A 16,771-nucleotide genomic window follows, 5' to 3' on the forward strand; every position below is an offset into this window, starting at 1 on the left:
TTGTGTCCACTTTACTATCCCAAATCAGCGTGTTAACGCCTGCGCGCACGCCCAGGCGGAACTCCATGCCCACTGGAAGTTATAGCCTCCCAGCCAGCCGGTAACGTCCACCACTTCGCCGATAAAATAGAGGCCCGGTACTTTACTGGCTTCAAGGGTTTTTGACGATAACTCACGCGTATCCACTCCGCCCATCGTGACTTCTGCGGTGCGATAGCCTTCCGTACCGTTGGGCTGCACCTGCCAGGCGTGCAGATTTTCCGTGAGCGCGGCTGTCTGGGGGGATTGTAGTTGCTTAAGTGACACCTCGGGCACCAATCCCAACGTTTGCAGACACTCGACCAGGCGTTTCGGCAGCCACAGCGCCAGCGTATTTTTCAGGCTCTGATTGGGGTGCGCCGCACGTTGCTCGGCAAGCAGCGCGTTAAGATCGTGCTGTGGCAACAGATTGATCGTCACCCTTTCGCCCGGTAGCCAATAGCTCGAGAGTTGCAGGATGGCCGGGCCTGAAAGGCCGCGATGGGTAAACAGCAGGCTCTCTTTAAAGCTGACACCGTTTTTCGCCGTCACCACCACGGGCACGGAAACGCCAGACAGGGTCTGTATCTGCTCCAACAGCGGTTTATGCAGCGTAAACGGTACCAGCGCTGCGCGTGTGGGCAGTACCTTAAGGCCAAACTGCTGTGCGACCTGATAACCGAAGGGGGATGCGCCTAGCCCCGGCATGGAAAGTCCGCCGCTGGCAATCACCACCTGTGGAACGATCACTGTGCCATTGGCAAAGGTGAGGGTGAACGCTGAGCCCGTCCGTTCAATACTCTGGAGTTCACTGCGTAGACGAAACTGTACGTTGCCGAGTTCACATTCGCGCATCAGCATATCCACAATCTGCTGCGCGCTGTCATCACAGAACAGCTGCCCAAGGGTCTTCTCGTGGTAAGCAATACTGTGTCGATTGACCAGATCGATAAAATCCCACTGGGTGTAACGCGCCAGTGCGGATTTGCAAAAATGCGGATTTTCAGACAAATAAGCAGCTGGCTCGGCGTACATATTGGTGAAGTTGCAGCGGCCGCCGCCCGACATCAATATCTTGCGACCCGGTTTTTTGCCGTTATCCACCAGCAGAACGCGCAGTCCGCGTTGTCCGGCCTGCGCGGCACAAAACAGACCGGCAGCACCTGCACCCACAATGACAACATCAAACGATTCCACAGTGCGCTCTCCTAGCAAGGGCAACCTAAAAAGTAAGCATTTTCCCGATAATAACCGGGCGGCTGATTGTAGTGTCAGGTGCGAATGGATGCCAGCGTAACAAAATGTATATTTATACAAGAATATGTATTTTTTTGATTTTATTAAGATAAATCTGACCAATAGCCGAATTGGTCATCTTTTCGTCAAAAAAAAGTCATATTTTCCTTTTCCCGTTTAGGCTTGTCGCAGATAATGCGCCGCGTTCATGACCACAAATGGCCTAACGCTTATGCTACATTTATTTACCGGGGTTGATTTTCATACCGGTCTGATGCTGATTTTGGCACTGGTATTTGTTCTGTTCTATGAAGCCATTAACGGCTTTCACGATACGGCGAATGCTGTTGCCACCGTTATATATACGCGCGCAATGCGGGCGGAATATGCGGTTGTCATGGCCGGACTGTTTAACTTTTTCGGCGTGATGCTAGGCGGGTTGAGCGTGGCGTATGCCATCGTGCATTTGCTGCCTACTGATTTGCTGCTTAACGTCAGTTCTGCGCACGGCCTGGCCATGGTGTTTTCCATGCTGCTGGCGGCGATTATCTGGAACCTGGGCACCTGGTACTTTGGTTTACCGGCCTCCAGCTCTCACACCTTGATTGGTTCTATCATCGGGATTGGTTTAACCAACGCCCTGCTCACCGACACGTCCGTCGTGGATGCGCTCAACGTTCCCAAAATGATCAGCATCTTCCTGTCACTGATTCTGTCTCCGATTGTGGGGATGGTGGTCGCAGGCTTGGTGTTGTTTGTGCTGTTGCGCTTTTGGAATAGCAACAAGAAACGTAAACGTGTTCACCTCACGCCTGCCGATCGTGAAAAGCTGGATGGCAAACGTAAGCCGCCGTTCTGGACGCGTACAGCGCTGATTATCTCCGCTATCGGCGTTAGCTTCTCCCACGGCGCTAACGACGGTCAGAAAGGTATCGGCCTGATCATGCTGGTGCTGATTGGCGTTGCGCCTGCCGGCTTTGTCGTCAACATGAGCGCTTCCGGCTATGAGATCAGTCGCACGCGTGATGCGGTCGTCAACTTGCAGGAGTTCTATCAACAGCACGGCGATGCGCTCACACACGTCATCGACCTCTCTACGCCGGTACCGGCGACAGAAACGGTGTTGCCTGCTAATGGCGTGAAAGAGTTCCACTGCGACAGTTCTCGCGTCATGATCGCCATTGAGCGTTCACTGGGTCTGCTGAATAACCTGAAGAGTTATGACCAGTTGAATGCTGAGGATCGCGGTCGCGTGCGCCGTTTGCTGATGTGCATTGCGGATACCATGGACAAGGTAGCGAAGCTGCCGGAAACCACGTCGGAAGACCGACGCTATCTGAACAATCTGCGTCAAGATATGCTGAAAACCGTTGAGTACGCGCCGTTATGGATTATCGTTGCTGTCGCATTGGCGCTCTCTCTGGGCACCATGGTGGGCTGGCGTCGCGTCGCGGTGACTATCGGTGAGAAGATCGGTAAACGTGGCATGACCTACGCGCAAGGGGTGTCTGCGCAGGTAACAGCGGCGTTGTCGATTGGTGTGGCGAGCTATACCGGTATGCCGGTGTCCACCACCCACGTTCTCTCCTCGGCGGTCGCGGGCACCATGATCGTTGATGGCGGCGGCGTACAGGGCAAAACGGTTAAGAACATCCTGCTGGCCTGGGTGTTTACGCTGCCGGTTTCTCTGGTGATGTCAGGCGTGCTCTATTGGTTGGCGCTGAAACTGATTTAATCCGTCAGGGTTGAAACCGCACGTAATAAAAAGGCGATTCGAGAGAATCGCCTTTTATCTTTGTTGGTTACACATTGTTAAATACCCAATCGATCAATACCACATCAACATGGACACCAGACTCACCAGAATGAGTCCGCACAGTGCGGAGGTCAGCATAAACTGGCCTCGTACTCGCTCACAGCGGCGCATAAACTCCTCATCGTGGTGTTCCAGATAGCGTTGTGCGTAAATGTAGCGAACCAGACGAATCTGCTTACTGGGTTGTCCGTGGGAAGTGAAAAACCCCCCGCCATCCACATACTGGTACAACAGCGGGTCGCAATCGCGCAGGATCATCAGCAGTACGCGCAAAGAGGAATAATAGCGCGCCATGTTGATGACACAGACGATGCATAAGGCCCAGAAAAGCGCAAATGTACTGATCATGCTCCCCTCCCGGATAATGTTATTCGTCAGAACGAGGATGTGGTGAACATCCTACGGCGTTTCTGCGAATCGTTTTGCCACACGTTCATTACGCGATTTTATAGAGGCTCAGCAACCGAATGGCACGTTGATATCCCCCTCATTGTTATTGTAGAAGAGGAAAACAGATTTTTGCCACAGAGTGACCAATATCAAATAATTTTGACAATTTTCTCTACTCTTTTTCTCGGTTTTGCAGTGGATCGTTGGTAATCCGGGCGAGATAAGGAGCCGTTTCTACTACACTTATCAATGAGTACGAGAATTTTACGGTCAGATCGCCGTTGATGTGAGCTGCTATTCCGTCAACGCGCCAGCGCTGTGCGGGGCATCTCGCAGAATGAGGTAAATATGTGGCGGTGTGATCTGCTGAACATAACGAAAATCGGCAGGGGTGGTATTCTATAGCCAAGCCGTTAAGTATCAGATTAGCAGGCGGAAAAATCTGCTGAACCATTAATGTGCCTTTACGGAAGGAGCTTATTATGGCTTATAAACATATCCTGATTGCTGTTGACCTTTCTCCAGAAAGTAAAGTGTTAGTGGAAAAGGCGGTCTCGATGGCAAGGCCGTACAATGCCAAAGTCTCGTTGATTCATGTCGACGTCAATTACTCCGATCTCTACACCGGCCTGATCGACGTAAATCTGGGCGACATGCAGCAGCGTATTTCTGAAGAAACGCAAAACGCGTTGACCGATCTCTCTAAAAACGCCGGTTATCCGATTACGGAAACCCTGAGCGGCAGCGGCGATTTGGGGCAGGTATTGGTGGATGCCATCAAGAAATATGATGCGGACCTGGTGTTATGCGGGCACCATCAGGACTTCTGGAGCAAGCTGATGTCCTCTGCGCGTCAACTGATCAACACTGTGCATGTGGACATGTTGATCGTTCCGCTGCGTGATGACGAAGAGTAACCTCTTCGTTCTCTTCCTATCCCCGGCCTTAAGCCGGGGATAGTTTTGGCAGGTGCATTTTTTTGCACATTGACCGATTTTTTAGTCGATCGCATTTTTTTACCTTCCCTCTGTTAATCGCCTTTTTGTGCACTGAATTGCACTTTCTTTTGTTATATAACAGAAACTTATGACAAACTTTTATCATTTTTTATGCGAAGTTAAGTGCCTATCTCATTGGTTTTTAAGCATATAAGGCGTTAAAAAACGCTTGCTTGAATATCCACCAGCAGTGCTATAGTCGAAGCGGCACAACATCATTCAACCGCGATCCCACAGGCTTTTAACGTGCATAACTCTCACCGTTTTCACGCGGCCAGGCATTTTGCTGCGCGTGAAAGGGTGCGGGATAAAAAAAGCACAGTCCACCGGACGCTTTCTCTTTTTTGCAGGAGTTGGTAATGGCTCAATTAGTCTCTCTGGAAAGTTTTCTCAATCAGGTTCAACAGCGCGACCCGCATCAGCCGGAGTTTGCTCAGGCGGTCAGGGAAGTTTTCTCTACCCTGTGGCCGTTTCTGGAACAGAATCCGCGCTATGCAGAGCAAAGTCTGCTGGAACGTCTGGTGGAGCCAGAGCGTGTTATTCAGTTTCGCGTTGCCTGGACCGATGACAAAGGTCAGGTGCAGGTAAACCGCGCCTGGCGCGTGCAGTTCAGTTCCGCCATTGGTCCGTATAAAGGCGGGATGCGTTTCCACCCTTCGGTGAACCTCTCCATCCTTAAATTCCTCGGTTTCGAGCAAACCTTTAAAAACTCGCTGACCACGTTGCCGATGGGCGGCGGTAAAGGCGGCTCCGATTTCGATCCCAAGGGCAAAAGCCAGGGTGAAGTAATGCGTTTCTGTCAGGCGCTGATCGCGGAACTGTATCGCCATCTGGGGCCGGACACCGACGTGCCTGCCGGAGATATCGGCGTGGGCGGTCGTGAAGTGGGCTTTATGACCGGGATGATGAAAAAGCTGACCAACAACACCGCGTGCGTGTTTACCGGCAAAGGACTCTCTTTTGGCGGCAGTCTGATTCGCCCGGAAGCGACAGGGTATGGGCTGGTGTATTTCACCCAGGCGATGCTGGAGCGTCACGGCCTTGGGTTTGAGGGCATGCGTGTTGCGGTATCGGGTTCAGGCAATGTGGCACAGTATGCCATTGAAAAAGCGTTGTCCCTGGGCGCGCGCGTAATTACCGCTTCGGATTCTAACGGCACGGTGGTGGATGAAGCGGGCTTTACGCCGGAGAAATTGGCGCTGCTGGAGGATATCAAAAACCAACGCTATGGCCGTGTGGAAGATTATGCGCGTGAAGCGGGTCTCACGTATCTGCCGGGCCAAACGCCGTGGAACGTTCCGGTGGACATCGCGCTGCCGTGCGCCACGCAGAATGAGCTGGACCTGACCAGTGCTAAGACGCTGATTGCTAACGGTGTGAAAGCCGTGGCCGAAGGGGCTAACATGCCGACCACCATTGAGGCGACGGACGCCTTCCTGGAAGCCAACGTGCTGTTTGCGCCGGGCAAAGCGGCAAACGCCGGTGGTGTGGCGACCTCTGGGTTGGAAATGGCGCAGAATGCGGCGCGTATGGGCTGGAAAGCGGAGACAGTAGATGCGCGTCTGCACCACATCATGCTGGATATCCACCATGCGTGCGTGGATTTCGGCGGCGAAGGCCAGCACACCAACTACGTGCGCGGCGCGAACATCGCGGGTTTTGTGAAAGTGGCGGATGCGATGCTGGCGCAAGGCGTGGTGTAACGATATCGCCTCGTGAGGCTATCCCCGTTTAGATTTAGGCGGGGATTTCTGTGAGTGCCGTGAAGGTTTCGTGCGCGTGCGATGCAAATAACCGCGCGGGTTAACGCACACGAAACATCAACGGTCTTGCAGAGAGACGCTTCTTTTCCCCGGCGTTCTCCGTCATAACGGAGAAAATAGCCTCAGCCCAAATACTCAATAATCGAGAGCCCACCGTTGTAATCCGTGCTGTAGATAATGCCCTGTGCATCCACAAACACATCACAGGACTGAATCACTCGCGGGCGGCCCGGACGGGTATCCATCATTTTCTCTGGCGCAGCAGGCACCAGTGCGCCGGTTTCCACCGGGCGATACGGGTTGCTGATATCGTAAGCACGTACCCCTGCGTTCTGGTAGGTGGCGAAAATCAGCGTCGAGCTGATGAAGCTGCCCGGTCGGTTCTCATGCAGGTTATGTGGCCCGAAGTGCGCGCCTTTGGCAACGTAGTCCACTTCATCCGGCTGCGGAAAGGTGGAAATGCTGACCGGATTGCTCGGTTCGCGAATGTCGAACAGCCAGATTAGCTTCTCGCCATCTTCCTGATTGTCCAGCACCGCCTCATCCAGTACCACCAGCAGATCGCGATCCGGCAACGGCAGCGCGGTATGGGTACCGCCGCCGAACGGTGGGCTCCAGTTGCGGTGGCTGATCAACTGCGGCTGATGGCGATCGCTCACGTCCAGCAGCGTCAGACCACCGTCACGCCAACTGGCGTACGCGGTATCGCCGCTGATAATCGCGTGGTGCAACGCATAGCGTTTCCCTTCCGGCCAGTTGGGCGTTTCGCCTGCGGCGCTGTGCATGCCCGGCAACCACCAGCGCCCGGCCACTTCCGGTTTACGCGGATCGGCAAGATCGATGGTCAGGAAGATATAATCACTAAAACCGTCCAACAGCGCAGAGACGTAGGCCCAACGCCCGCCGACGTACCAGATACGGTGAATACCAATGCCGTTCAGCGACAGAAAGCCGATTTCTCGCGGCTTATCCGGCGTTGAGATATCGAACACGCGCAGTCCTGCGCTCCAGCCTCTGTCTTGCACGTCACTCACCGTATCGGCAACGGAGCGCGTGTAATAGACCTTTTCATCGGCAAAGCGGGTGTCGGCAAACAGATCGCGTGCGTTAATCACCAGCAGCAGATCGTCATGTGCCTGCAAATGCACATTCCAGGTGCCGGGTGGGGCGGGCACGTAACCCGCCGCCTTGGGGTTTTTCGCATCGCGCACATCGACGATGGAGAACCCCTGTGACACCATGTGCCCGATATAAGCGTAGCCGCGATGGACCATCACCTGTACGCCGTCCGGCCGACCGCCCTGATCGCTATGCCCGATCAACCGCATATTGCGGCTGTAATCGGGATGCGGCAGTTCCTGCTTTGCCATGCTGTGGTTCCTTATTTTTTCTGTTTGGCTTCCAGCGTCGCGAACCACGGTGCAATGAAATCATCGCTCTGGCCCCAGCCGGGAATGATGTTGCCGAGTGAAGAGACGTTCACCTGCCCCGGTTGGCTTACCAGCAGCGCCTGTGGAATGGTGGCGGCTTTGAAATCATAGGTTGCCGGGGTGGTCTCGCCAGCAATCTTGTTGGCAATCAGGCGCACGTTGGTGGCACCGATCAGTTTCGGGTCAACTGCCACGCTGACTTTCCACGGGCTGTTGGCTTCGCGCATCAGTTGCACATCCTGATTGGAGATATCGATGCTGTAGAGTTTGATCTCGGTGCGGCCATTCTCTTTCAGCGCCTTGTAAGCCCCCTGGCTGAAGGCATCCCAGGTGCCCCAGATGGCGTCGATCTTGCCTTTCGGGTATTTCGCCAGCACGGCGCCCACTTTGTTGGCGGTGTCACCCTGTACGTCAGAAGAGACCGCACCAATGGATTCCAGCTCTTTGATGCCAGGGTGATCTTTCAGGATATTTTGGTAGGCCGCCTGACGGCGCTCCATCGGCGGGAACCCGGCTACCCACAGCTTGATGATGTTGGCCTGACCGTTGAAATCCTTCACCAGTTGGCCGAAGGAGAGCTCAGTCAGCGACGCGTCATCCTGCTGAGTCACGGTCACGCCGGGAATGGTGCCATTAACGGCGGTATCGAAAGTAGACACCGCAATGCCGCTGTCAACGATGCGCTGAACCAGCGCAGTAGAGTACGGGTCGCGGCCCTGAGACAGGATAATCCCGTCGTACTTCTGGCTGATGGCCTGATTAACGAAATCCTGAAAACGTGCATCGTCGCCGTTGCTCAGGAAGGTATTAACGGTGAACCCCAGTTTTTTCCCTTGCTGGATGGCTCCCGCAATAAACTGGGTGGTGTTATCGTCGGAGCCCAGATTGCGGACGACGGCGATGCGAATCGGTCCGTCATGTTTGGCGATAGCGTCCGGCACCGGCGTAGGCGTGGCTGCATAGGTGGGGGCGATGGTCAGCAGGCTCAGCGCCAGCAGTGAAAACGTCAATTTTTTCATTATAGTTTCCTGTCTTTCGGGATTAACGGCGTTGAACGTAAGTGATTGCCAGAGCGGCGGCCAGCACCAGCCCTTTAATAATGTCCATGGCGTAGTAGGGAACGGAAAGCATCACCAGCCCGTTTTGTAATACGCCGAGGATAACGGCGCCGACCAGCGTACCCAATGCATTGGGTTTACCCGAGCCAGCGAGTGAAAAACCGATCCAGGCTGCTGCTACGGCATCCATCAGGTAACCGCCACCGGCGTTGACCTGCGATGAACCGATGCGCGATGCCAGCAAGATACCGCCCAATCCCGCCAACAATGAGGCGAGGATATAGGCCGCCACGCGGTAACGGGTGGTACGAATGCCGGAAAGCCGTGCGGCTTCGGCGTTGCCGCCGATGGCATACATGCGGCGGCCGTGTTTAGTCAGTGACAGGCCTAACTGCGCCACCAGCGTGACAGCCAGCATGATAATCACGATGGTCGGCACCTGACCGAGCAGTGAGAAGGCGTCAGGTATTACGCCCTCTGCCATCTCTCCGCTGGGCAGCACCATGTTCTGGGTAATGGAGCCACCGTAGCTGTAGGTCATCGCTACGCCCTGAATCACGAACAGGCTGGCAAGTGTTGCCAACATGTCGGGAATTTTCAGCACTACGATAAGAAAAGCATTAAACAGGCCGACCAGCGTACACAGCAACAGCGTCACCAGAATCGCTTCCGTGGTGCCAAAGCCGTGCCAGACAAACAGTGAAATCACCAGTGCGTTTGCCAGCGAGGCGGTGGAGCCCACCGACAGATCGAACCCACCCACTGTGAGTGAGATAGAGACGCCAACGGCGATTACCGTGACGATGGCAATCGAGCGCAAAATGTTGATGATGTTGTACGGATCGAGAAAATTGTCGGACGCAATACCGAACAGTGCAATCAGCGCGACAACCGTCAGCAGCATTCCCCACTTGTAGAGAAAATCAAACAGCTGTTGGCGGCCCGAAACTGTCGCCTTAAGGGAAAGTGCTTTGCTCACGCAGGGGTTCCTCCGGTGGAGTAAAGTAAAAGGGTCTCTTCGCTGGCTTTGCGGCCATCCAGCTCCGCCACAATGCGGCCATCCCACAGCACGCAAATGCGATCGCACAGCCCGACCAGCTCGGCGAATTCGCCGGAAGCGTAAATCACGCCTTTGCCTTCGCGAGCCAGTTGATCGATCAAGAGAAAGAGATCGGTTTTGGCTTTCACATCAACGCCTTTGGTTGGCTCATCGAAGATCAGCACGTCGGCATCGTTGCGCAGCCATTTGCCAATCGCGACCTTTTGCTGATTGCCGCCTGACAGGCGACGCAGCGTCTGTGCTGGCCCGGTGGTTCGCACCCCGAGACGAGAAATAATCTCCTGTGCCCAGCGCCATGCGCGCCGATGATTGAAAAGGCTCCAGCGGGAAAAACTGTCGTCGGCGCTGATGCTCAGGTTCATCGCCACCGACTCGTCAATAAAAATGCCTTCTTTGCGACGCTCTTCCGGCACCAAAGCAATGCCTGCAGCGACGGCATCCGCCGGCGTGGTCGGCTGCCAGGGCTTGCCGCGCAGTTCACCGGCTCGCACGCGGCTGGTGCTGGCACCAAACAGCGCTTTGCACAATTCAGTTTTTCCTGCGCCTGCCAGCCCGGCAATGCCAAGAATTTCGCCTCCGCGCAGCTGCAACGAGATATCGTGCAGTAAGGTATTGTCATGCAGGCCCTCAATCGCCAACAGTGCCTTGCCGGTTACCGCCGGGCGGCGTGGCGGATAGATATCGTTCAACGCATGGCCGAGCATCTTTTCGACGATCGCTTCGCCGCTGAGCCCGGCCATTGGGCTGCTTTCAATCAGGCGGCCATCGCGCAATACCGTCATGCGATCGCAAATCGCTTTTAGTTCATGAATACGGTGCGAGATAAACACCACGCCGATACCGCTGTGCTGTAAGCGGCGCACCACGCTGAACAGGCGCTCACTTTCATGCTGATCGAGCGGTGCCGTGGGTTCATCAAGGATCAGGAAGCGGCAGTGGTGGGAAAGGGCGCGCGCCAAGAGAATCTGCTGCTTTTCGGCCAGTGAGCATTGCTCGATGCGGCGACGCACGTCCAGATCGACACCCAACAGCGCCAGCGCGTTGCGCGCACTGTGGCGGATGTGTCGCCAGCGATAGCTGTGCCCCGGCTCTGCCAACTGATCGAGCATAATGTTTTCCGCCACGCTCAGGCCTGGCACTAACGCGACGTCGACTTCCTGCTGTACCAAGTGGATGCCGAGCTGCTTGGCCTGACGCGGTGTGCGAATCTCAACCGGTTCTCCGTCAATAACAACGGTGCCCTGATAGTGCTCATGCGCACCGGACAGAACCGCCATCAGCGTTGATTTGCCTGCGCCATTGGCACCGGTCAGCGCGTGGATAGAACCGCCTTCCAGCGTGAAATCGACCTGCGTCAGCGCAGCGAAGCCGGAAAAGGCGATGGAAATCCCCCGCATTTCCAGTTTGTGTGGCGTTGGCCGATGTGTGTGCGTCATGACGGTCATCCCAGGAAAAAAATCATCTGATCGGCCAGATCTTTCACGGGGTGATAACGCCTGGCAATGAACGAAAACGCATAAGATAAAGCAAAATGTTATTAGCCGTCCAGATGTCCAGACGTAACATGAGGATAATTCATAAAACAGGCGCTTACAGCGCAACATGAAAAAAACGCATCATGATGCGCTCGATGTTTATAGCCATCCAGAAGTCTGTTTATGATATGGTAGTGATTATTCACCCGATGACAGTCAACACACAATAGGATTTAGCACCATGACCAGCACGGCAATTCGCGTGGTAACCGGCCCCGCCAACTACTATTCCTACCCCGGCGCGTTGCAGGAGCTGGAGAACCTTTATACCCCGGCACAGCTGGAAAACGCGGTCTGGATTTATGGTGAACGGGCGATTGCGGCGGCTACCTCATTTTTGCCCGCAGCGTTCACCGTAGCCGGTGCGAAGCACATTGCTTTTGGCGGCCATTGCAGCGAAAGCGCGGTGGGGCAGCTTTGTGCACAAGCGGGTGACGATCGTCAGGTGGTGATCGGTGTCGGCGGCGGCGCGCTGTTGGACACGGCTAAAGTGGTGGCGCGCCGTCTCGGCGTACCGCTGGTGGCTATTCCCACCATCGCCGCCACCTGTGCCGCTTGGACGCCGCTTTCCGTCTGGTATAACGATGAAGGTCAGGCGCTGCGTTTTGAAATTTTCAACGATGCCAACCATCTGGTGCTGGTGGAGCCCACTATCATTCTGCGCGCGCCGCAGGAATACCTGCTGGCTGGGATCGGCGATACCTTGGCTAAATGGTATGAGGCGGTGGTGTTGAGTCCGCAGCCGGAAAATCTGCCGCTGACGGTGCGTTTGGGCATCGAAGCGGCGCTCTCTATTCGTAATGTGCTGCTCGACAGCAGCGAACAGGCGTTGGCCGATCAACGGCGTGGCGAACTGACGCAGGCTTTCCTTGATGTGGTCGATGCGATTATCGCTGGCGGTGGCATGGTCGGCGGATTGGGCGAACGCTACACCCGCGTGGCTGCGGCACATGCGGTGCATAACGGGTTGACCACCTTACCGCAAACCGAGCGTTTCCTGCACGGCACCAAAGTGGCTTATGGCATTTTGGTGCAAAGCGAATTGCTCGGGCAGCGTGACGTGACCGAGCAGTTGATTGCGGCGTTTGCGCGTTTCAACCTGCCCACCAGCCTTAAAGCGCTGGATGTGGATATCCAGAATCACGCGGATGTGGATAAAGTCATTGCGCGCACGCTGGCTCCGTTCGAATCGATCCATGCGCTGCCTGTGCCGCTGAGCGCTGAAAACCTGCGTGATGCCATTGAGCGGGTTGAGGCGTTGTCGCTGTAGCAACGCTTGGCGTCGTAAATTCTGATTTTGCGGATAAACAATGGAAATCACTACTCTTCATCTGGTTGATTGATACACAATGATGAAAATGTTCGCATTATCAGAGAACCATAATGACGCTTTATCAGGTAAAGCCCGCCTTTCAGGCATGTTTACGCCCATTAATGTTTTGGTTGCACAAACACCACGTTACTGCCAACCACGTCACGATCTCAGCCGTTGCACTGTCTATTATCACCGGTGCAGCGCTCTTTATATTTCCTGATCCTGCCCTGTTCTCCCTTCTGCCCGTGGTGTTATTTGTGCGGATGGCACTCAACGCACTGGATGGCATGTTGGCACGCGAGTGTCATCAACAATCGAAGCTTGGCGCCATCCTTAATGAAACCGGTGATGTTATCTCTGATATCGCGCTGTATTTGCCGTTTATGCTGCTTCCCAACAGCCATGCGCTGCTGGTTGTGGTGATGCTGCTTTGTGCGCTGATGACGGAGTTTTGTGGCGTGCTAGCGCAAACCATCAATGGGGTACGCAGCTATGCTGGCCCGTTGGGCAAGAGCGACAGGGCGCTGGTTTTTGGTGCCTGGGGGCTGGGGCTGGCTATCTGGCCGCAGCTTACCGTGTGGAATAATGCCGTGTGGGGTATTGCAACCCTACTGCTGCTGTGGACCGTGGTGAATCGCTGTCGGAGTGTGTTAGGCGAAGAGCGGGTAAATTGATACTGTTGGACAACCCACCGGCAAATATAAGGACATTATTCTCATGAGCAATTTACGGACGGCGGACGAGCGGTTTTTTTTGACCAGTGATAACACCGAACTGTTTTATCGCCACTGGCCTGCAATGTCAGTGGGCGCAACGCCCAAGGTGATGGTCTTGTTTCATCGAGGACATGAGCATTCCGGGCGGCTGCAACACATTGTTGATGAACTGGCGATGCCGGATACCGCATTTTATGCCTGGGATGCCCGTGGTCATGGACGTTCTCCCGGTCAGCGTGGCTATAGTCCCTCATTGTCTCGTTCAGTGCAGGATGTTGACGAGTTCGTCCGTTTTGCCGCTGATGATAGCCGGGTTTCAATGGAGGATGTGGTGGTGGTGGCGCAAAGTGTCGGTGCGGTGCTGGTTGCCACCTGGGCGCATGATTACGCACCGCCCATTCGCGGCCTGGTGCTCGCATCGCCTGCATTCAAGGTTAAATTGTATGTACCGTTTGCGCGCCCGGGTCTGGCGTTGATGCATCGCCTGCGGGGCCTGTTTTTCGTTAACTCCTATGTGAAAGGCAAATATCTGACACACGATGCGCAACGTGTGGAGAGTTTTAACCAAGACCCACTGATTACCCGCCCCATTGCGGTAAATATTCTGCTGGATCTCTACAACGCGGCGGAACGCATCGTCAGCGATGCCAGTGCCATTACCTTGCCTGTGCAACTGCTGGTTTCCGGCGCCGATTACGTGGTGCATCGACAGCCGCAGATTGATTTTTATCAGCGTCTGCGTAATCCCATTAAAGAACTGCATGTATTGCCGGATTTTTATCACGACACGCTGGGCGAAAAAGAGCGGCATCTGGCTTTCGACAAGATGCGCGGCTTTATCGATACGCTGTATGCCATGCCGCCACAGCGTTTTGACTACAGTAATGAAGATCGCTGGAGCCATGGTGCTGATAGCTGGCAGATGCTACGCGGCGGACCGGAGCCTTACTCGCTGGACGATATCGCGTACCGTGGTTTGCGTTATGGCATGAAGATGCTGGGCACGCAGTCCACGGGCGTCCGTTTGGGGTTTGAAACCGGGTTTGATTCCGGAAGTACGCTGGACTATGTATACCGTAACCAGCCTCAGGGAAGCAGCGCGTTGGGGCGTCTGATCGACAAACAATATCTCAACAGCGTGGGGTGGCGAGGGATCCGTCAGCGCAAAATTCACCTCCAGATGCTGATTCAGCAGGCGGTTACGGCACTGGTTGAAGAGGGAAAAACGGTCCGAGTGGTCGATGTTGCCGCTGGGCACGGGCGCTATGTTCTTGATGCGCTGGAAGGTGATGCTGCGGTGAGCGAGATTTTGCTGCGTGACTACAGCGAACTGAACGTAAAGCAGGGACAAGAGATGATCGCCTCTCGTGGTATGGGGGGGCATGCGAGATTTGAACGTGGCGACGCCTTTAACCGCGAAGAACTGGCATCGTTGGAACCTCGCCCTACGCTGGGTATTGTCTCTGGTTTGTACGAGCTGTTCCCTGAAAATGCGCTGGTACGCAACTCCCTCGCCGGACTGGCAGAGGCGATTGAGCCTGGAGGCATTCTGATCTATACCGGGCAGCCTTGGCATCCACAGCTTAAGACTATCGCGTGGTCACTGACCAGTCATAAGGATGGTAAAGCGTGGGTGATGCGTGTCCGTACCCAGGGTGAAATGGACGCGCTGGTGCGGGAAGCGGGTTTCGATAAATGCGCCCAGTTGATTGATGAATGGGGTATTTTCACTGTTTCCATGGCGGTGCGCCGCGCATCATGACGAGTCAGCGTTCACTCTACTGGCAGGGGTTGGGGTGGCTGACTCTGCTCGCGCCATTCTTCTTTTTAACCTATGGGCAGGTCAATCAGTTTACGGCCGGACGAGAAAATATCGGTAGTCTGGTGTTTGACTGGGAGCGGCACATTCCTTTTATACCGCTGACCATTGTTCCGTACTGGAGCCTGGATCTGCTCTATGGTCTGTCACTGTTTGCCTGCACATCGCTAAAAATGCAGCGACGGCTGGTCTGTCGACTCGTGTTGGCATCGCTCACGGCCTGCATTGGTTTTTTGTTGTTCCCCTTACAGTTTACCTTTACCCGGCCGGAGATCACCGGTCTGGCAGGGTGGCTGTTCGGCCAGCTTGAGCAGTTCGACTTACCGTACAACCAATCGCCATCGTTACATATTATTCTGTGCTGGCTGCTGTGGCGGCATTTCCATCGTCACCTGACAGGCATCTGGCAGAAATTGAATACCTTGTGGTTTTTGCTGATTGCCATTTCAGTGCTCACCACCTGGCAGCATCATTTTATTGATGTGCTGACAGGTCTGGCGCTTGGCATGGTGATCGACTGGCTTATTCCTGATGAAGGCGGATGGCGCTGGCAACGTGCCAGCGGTAAGCGTCAGCAACTTGCCGGGCGCTATTTTTGCGGTGCGTTAGTTTGCCTGGCGGGAACTTTTCTGACGCTCTGGCTATGGTGGCCAACGCTGGCACTGCTGATTGTGGCTCTGGCCTATGGCTTTCTTGGCGTTGATGCATTGCAAAAAGACCACCAAGGGCGGCTATCTCCTGCGGCCTGGTGGTTGCTGTTGCCCTGGCGGACGGGAATGCTGTTCTCTATGCGCCTTTATACTCGACGTTTGCCAGCGATGAATGCAGTTATCGATGGCATATTTTTGGGGACATATCCGCGTCGCCCGCCCGCACAGCGCGCCGTACTGGATCTGACCAGTGAGTTCCCCGGTTCCCGTGCACTTCAGGGCGGGGTTTACCAGTGTGTGCCGATGTTGGATCTGGTCAATCCCGATGAGGCATCACTGCGCGTGGCCGTGGACGCACTAGAGCAATTGCGCTTAACGCAGGGCAGCGTGTTGGTCCACTGTGCGTTGGGGCTCTCTCGGAGCGCGCTGGTGGTTACGGCGTGGCTATTACAGCGTTATCCGGAATTGTCTGTCACTGGCGCGGTGATGCGGGTACGTGAGGCGCGTCCGCAGGTGGTGTTTACCCCCGAACATATGGAGATGCTGGAGAGATGGAAGAAACAAGTAACAGCATAACAAACAGGAGCGATCTGCAATCACGCTTCGTAGAAAAAACGCTGAACAGCTGGCGTTTCTTCTTGCTTTTGTCCGTTCCGCCGCTGGTGTGGGCCATCTTTACCACACCACCCGGTGCAGTCTGTTTCGTCATCGTACTACTGACGGGGATGGTGTGGTTGGGGTGTTGGCGACTCTGGCTAGACGTGCAGTATTTTACGTTAATCAACCAAGAGAATAACGCGCAGGTTGGTGCGATACTTTGCTTCATCTGGCGACGTGAAAGGCTACAGGCGCTTTCGTTGGTGGAGCGTCAGCAGGGGGCGTTGACACAATGTCGACGCACCCTATGGCTCATTGGTGTTTTATGGATAGTCTGGCTCGTGGCGCTGCTACTACCGTAAGTTGCCTA

General features: G+C 54.9%; 14 protein-coding genes. 8 read left to right on the plus strand and 6 right to left on the minus strand.

Annotated features, from left to right (window positions below; all coding sequences use genetic code 11):
* Positions 1 to 24: 24 nt before the first annotated feature.
* Positions 25 to 1,215, minus strand: coding sequence for an NAD(P)/FAD-dependent oxidoreductase (locus tag J5069_RS19235; RefSeq protein WP_264645380.1), 1,191 nt, complete (start codon positions 1,213 to 1,215; stop codon positions 25 to 27).
* A 271-nt stretch (positions 1,216 to 1,486) separates the two neighbouring features.
* Here J5069_RS19235 and pitA point away from each other — a divergent pair, with 271 nt between their 5' ends.
* Positions 1,487 to 2,989 carry an inorganic phosphate transporter PitA gene (gene pitA / locus J5069_RS19240; protein ID WP_264645381.1) on the plus strand — a complete coding sequence of 501 codons (1,503 nt, stop codon included), beginning with the start codon at positions 1,487 to 1,489 and terminating at the stop codon, positions 2,987 to 2,989.
* A gap of 93 nt (positions 2,990 to 3,082) precedes the next feature.
* Here pitA and uspB read toward each other — a convergent pair whose 3' ends face one another.
* Entirely contained in the window at positions 3,083 to 3,418 is a 336-nt protein-coding gene (gene uspB / locus J5069_RS19245; protein WP_264645382.1) for a universal stress protein UspB, read from the minus strand.
* Between the two features lie 524 nt (positions 3,419 to 3,942).
* Here uspB and uspA point away from each other — a divergent pair.
* A complete protein-coding gene (uspA, locus tag J5069_RS19250) occupies positions 3,943 to 4,377 on the plus strand; it encodes a universal stress protein UspA (RefSeq protein ID WP_252317672.1) in 435 nt (144 codons plus the stop codon).
* Positions 4,378 to 4,817: 440 nt separating this feature from the next.
* Positions 4,818 to 6,161, plus strand: a complete 1,344-nt coding sequence (gdhA, locus tag J5069_RS19255) for an NADP-specific glutamate dehydrogenase (protein WP_264645383.1) — start codon at positions 4,818 to 4,820, stop codon at positions 6,159 to 6,161.
* Positions 6,162 to 6,343: 182 nt separating this feature from the next.
* On the opposite strand, the gene J5069_RS19260 is transcribed toward gdhA, so the two are convergent.
* Genes J5069_RS19260 through J5069_RS19275 form a run of 4 tightly spaced genes read right to left on the minus strand, consistent with a single transcriptional unit; the run spans position 6,344 to position 11,205 of the window.
* Positions 6,344 to 7,591 carry an LVIVD repeat-containing protein gene (locus J5069_RS19260; protein ID WP_264645384.1) on the minus strand — a complete coding sequence of 416 codons (1,248 nt, stop codon included), beginning with the start codon at positions 7,589 to 7,591 and terminating at the stop codon, positions 6,344 to 6,346.
* Positions 7,592 to 7,602: 11 nt separating this feature from the next.
* A complete protein-coding gene (locus J5069_RS19265; RefSeq protein ID WP_264645385.1) occupies positions 7,603 to 8,670 on the minus strand; it encodes a sugar ABC transporter substrate-binding protein in 1,068 nt (355 codons plus the stop codon).
* Between the two features lie 22 nt (positions 8,671 to 8,692).
* A complete protein-coding gene (locus J5069_RS19270; protein ID WP_264645386.1) occupies positions 8,693 to 9,688 on the minus strand; it encodes an ABC transporter permease in 996 nt (331 codons plus the stop codon).
* Positions 9,685 to 11,205, minus strand: coding sequence for a sugar ABC transporter ATP-binding protein (locus tag J5069_RS19275; RefSeq protein WP_264645387.1), 1,521 nt, complete (start codon positions 11,203 to 11,205; stop codon positions 9,685 to 9,687). Before J5069_RS19275 ends, J5069_RS19270 begins: the two co-directional genes overlap by 4 nt.
* A gap of 280 nt (positions 11,206 to 11,485) precedes the next feature.
* On the opposite strand from J5069_RS19275, the gene J5069_RS19280 reads away from it, so the two are divergent.
* The 5 genes from J5069_RS19280 to J5069_RS19300 all read left to right on the plus strand — a co-directional run bounded on the left by J5069_RS19280 (position 11,486) and on the right by J5069_RS19300 (position 16,763).
* Positions 11,486 to 12,574, plus strand: coding sequence for an oxidoreductase (locus J5069_RS19280; protein WP_264645388.1), 1,089 nt, complete (start codon positions 11,486 to 11,488; stop codon positions 12,572 to 12,574).
* A 113-nt stretch (positions 12,575 to 12,687) separates the two neighbouring features.
* Positions 12,688 to 13,293 (plus strand): CDP-alcohol phosphatidyltransferase family protein, encoded by a 606-nt coding sequence (locus tag J5069_RS19285; RefSeq protein ID WP_264645389.1) that lies wholly within the window; start codon positions 12,688 to 12,690, stop codon positions 13,291 to 13,293.
* Positions 13,294 to 13,336: 43 nt separating this feature from the next.
* A complete protein-coding gene (locus J5069_RS19290) occupies positions 13,337 to 15,097 on the plus strand; it encodes a bifunctional alpha/beta hydrolase/class I SAM-dependent methyltransferase (RefSeq protein ID WP_264645390.1) in 1,761 nt (586 codons plus the stop codon).
* Positions 15,094 to 16,380: a phosphatase PAP2/dual specificity phosphatase family protein gene (locus J5069_RS19295; protein ID WP_264645391.1), complete on the plus strand. Its 1,287-nt coding sequence runs from the start codon at positions 15,094 to 15,096 to the stop codon at positions 16,378 to 16,380. The genes J5069_RS19290 and J5069_RS19295 overlap by 4 nt, the downstream gene beginning before the upstream one ends.
* Complete coding sequence (locus tag J5069_RS19300; protein WP_264628041.1) at positions 16,356 to 16,763, plus strand: hypothetical protein; 408 nt, start codon at positions 16,356 to 16,358, stop codon at positions 16,761 to 16,763. Before J5069_RS19295 ends, J5069_RS19300 begins: the two co-directional genes overlap by 25 nt.
* The last annotated feature ends 8 nt before the right edge of the window (positions 16,764 to 16,771 follow it).

This window comes from Candidatus Symbiopectobacterium sp. NZEC127, from assembly GCF_025962675.1.
In the GTDB taxonomy this organism is placed as follows: Bacteria; Pseudomonadota; Gammaproteobacteria; order Enterobacterales; family Enterobacteriaceae; genus Symbiopectobacterium.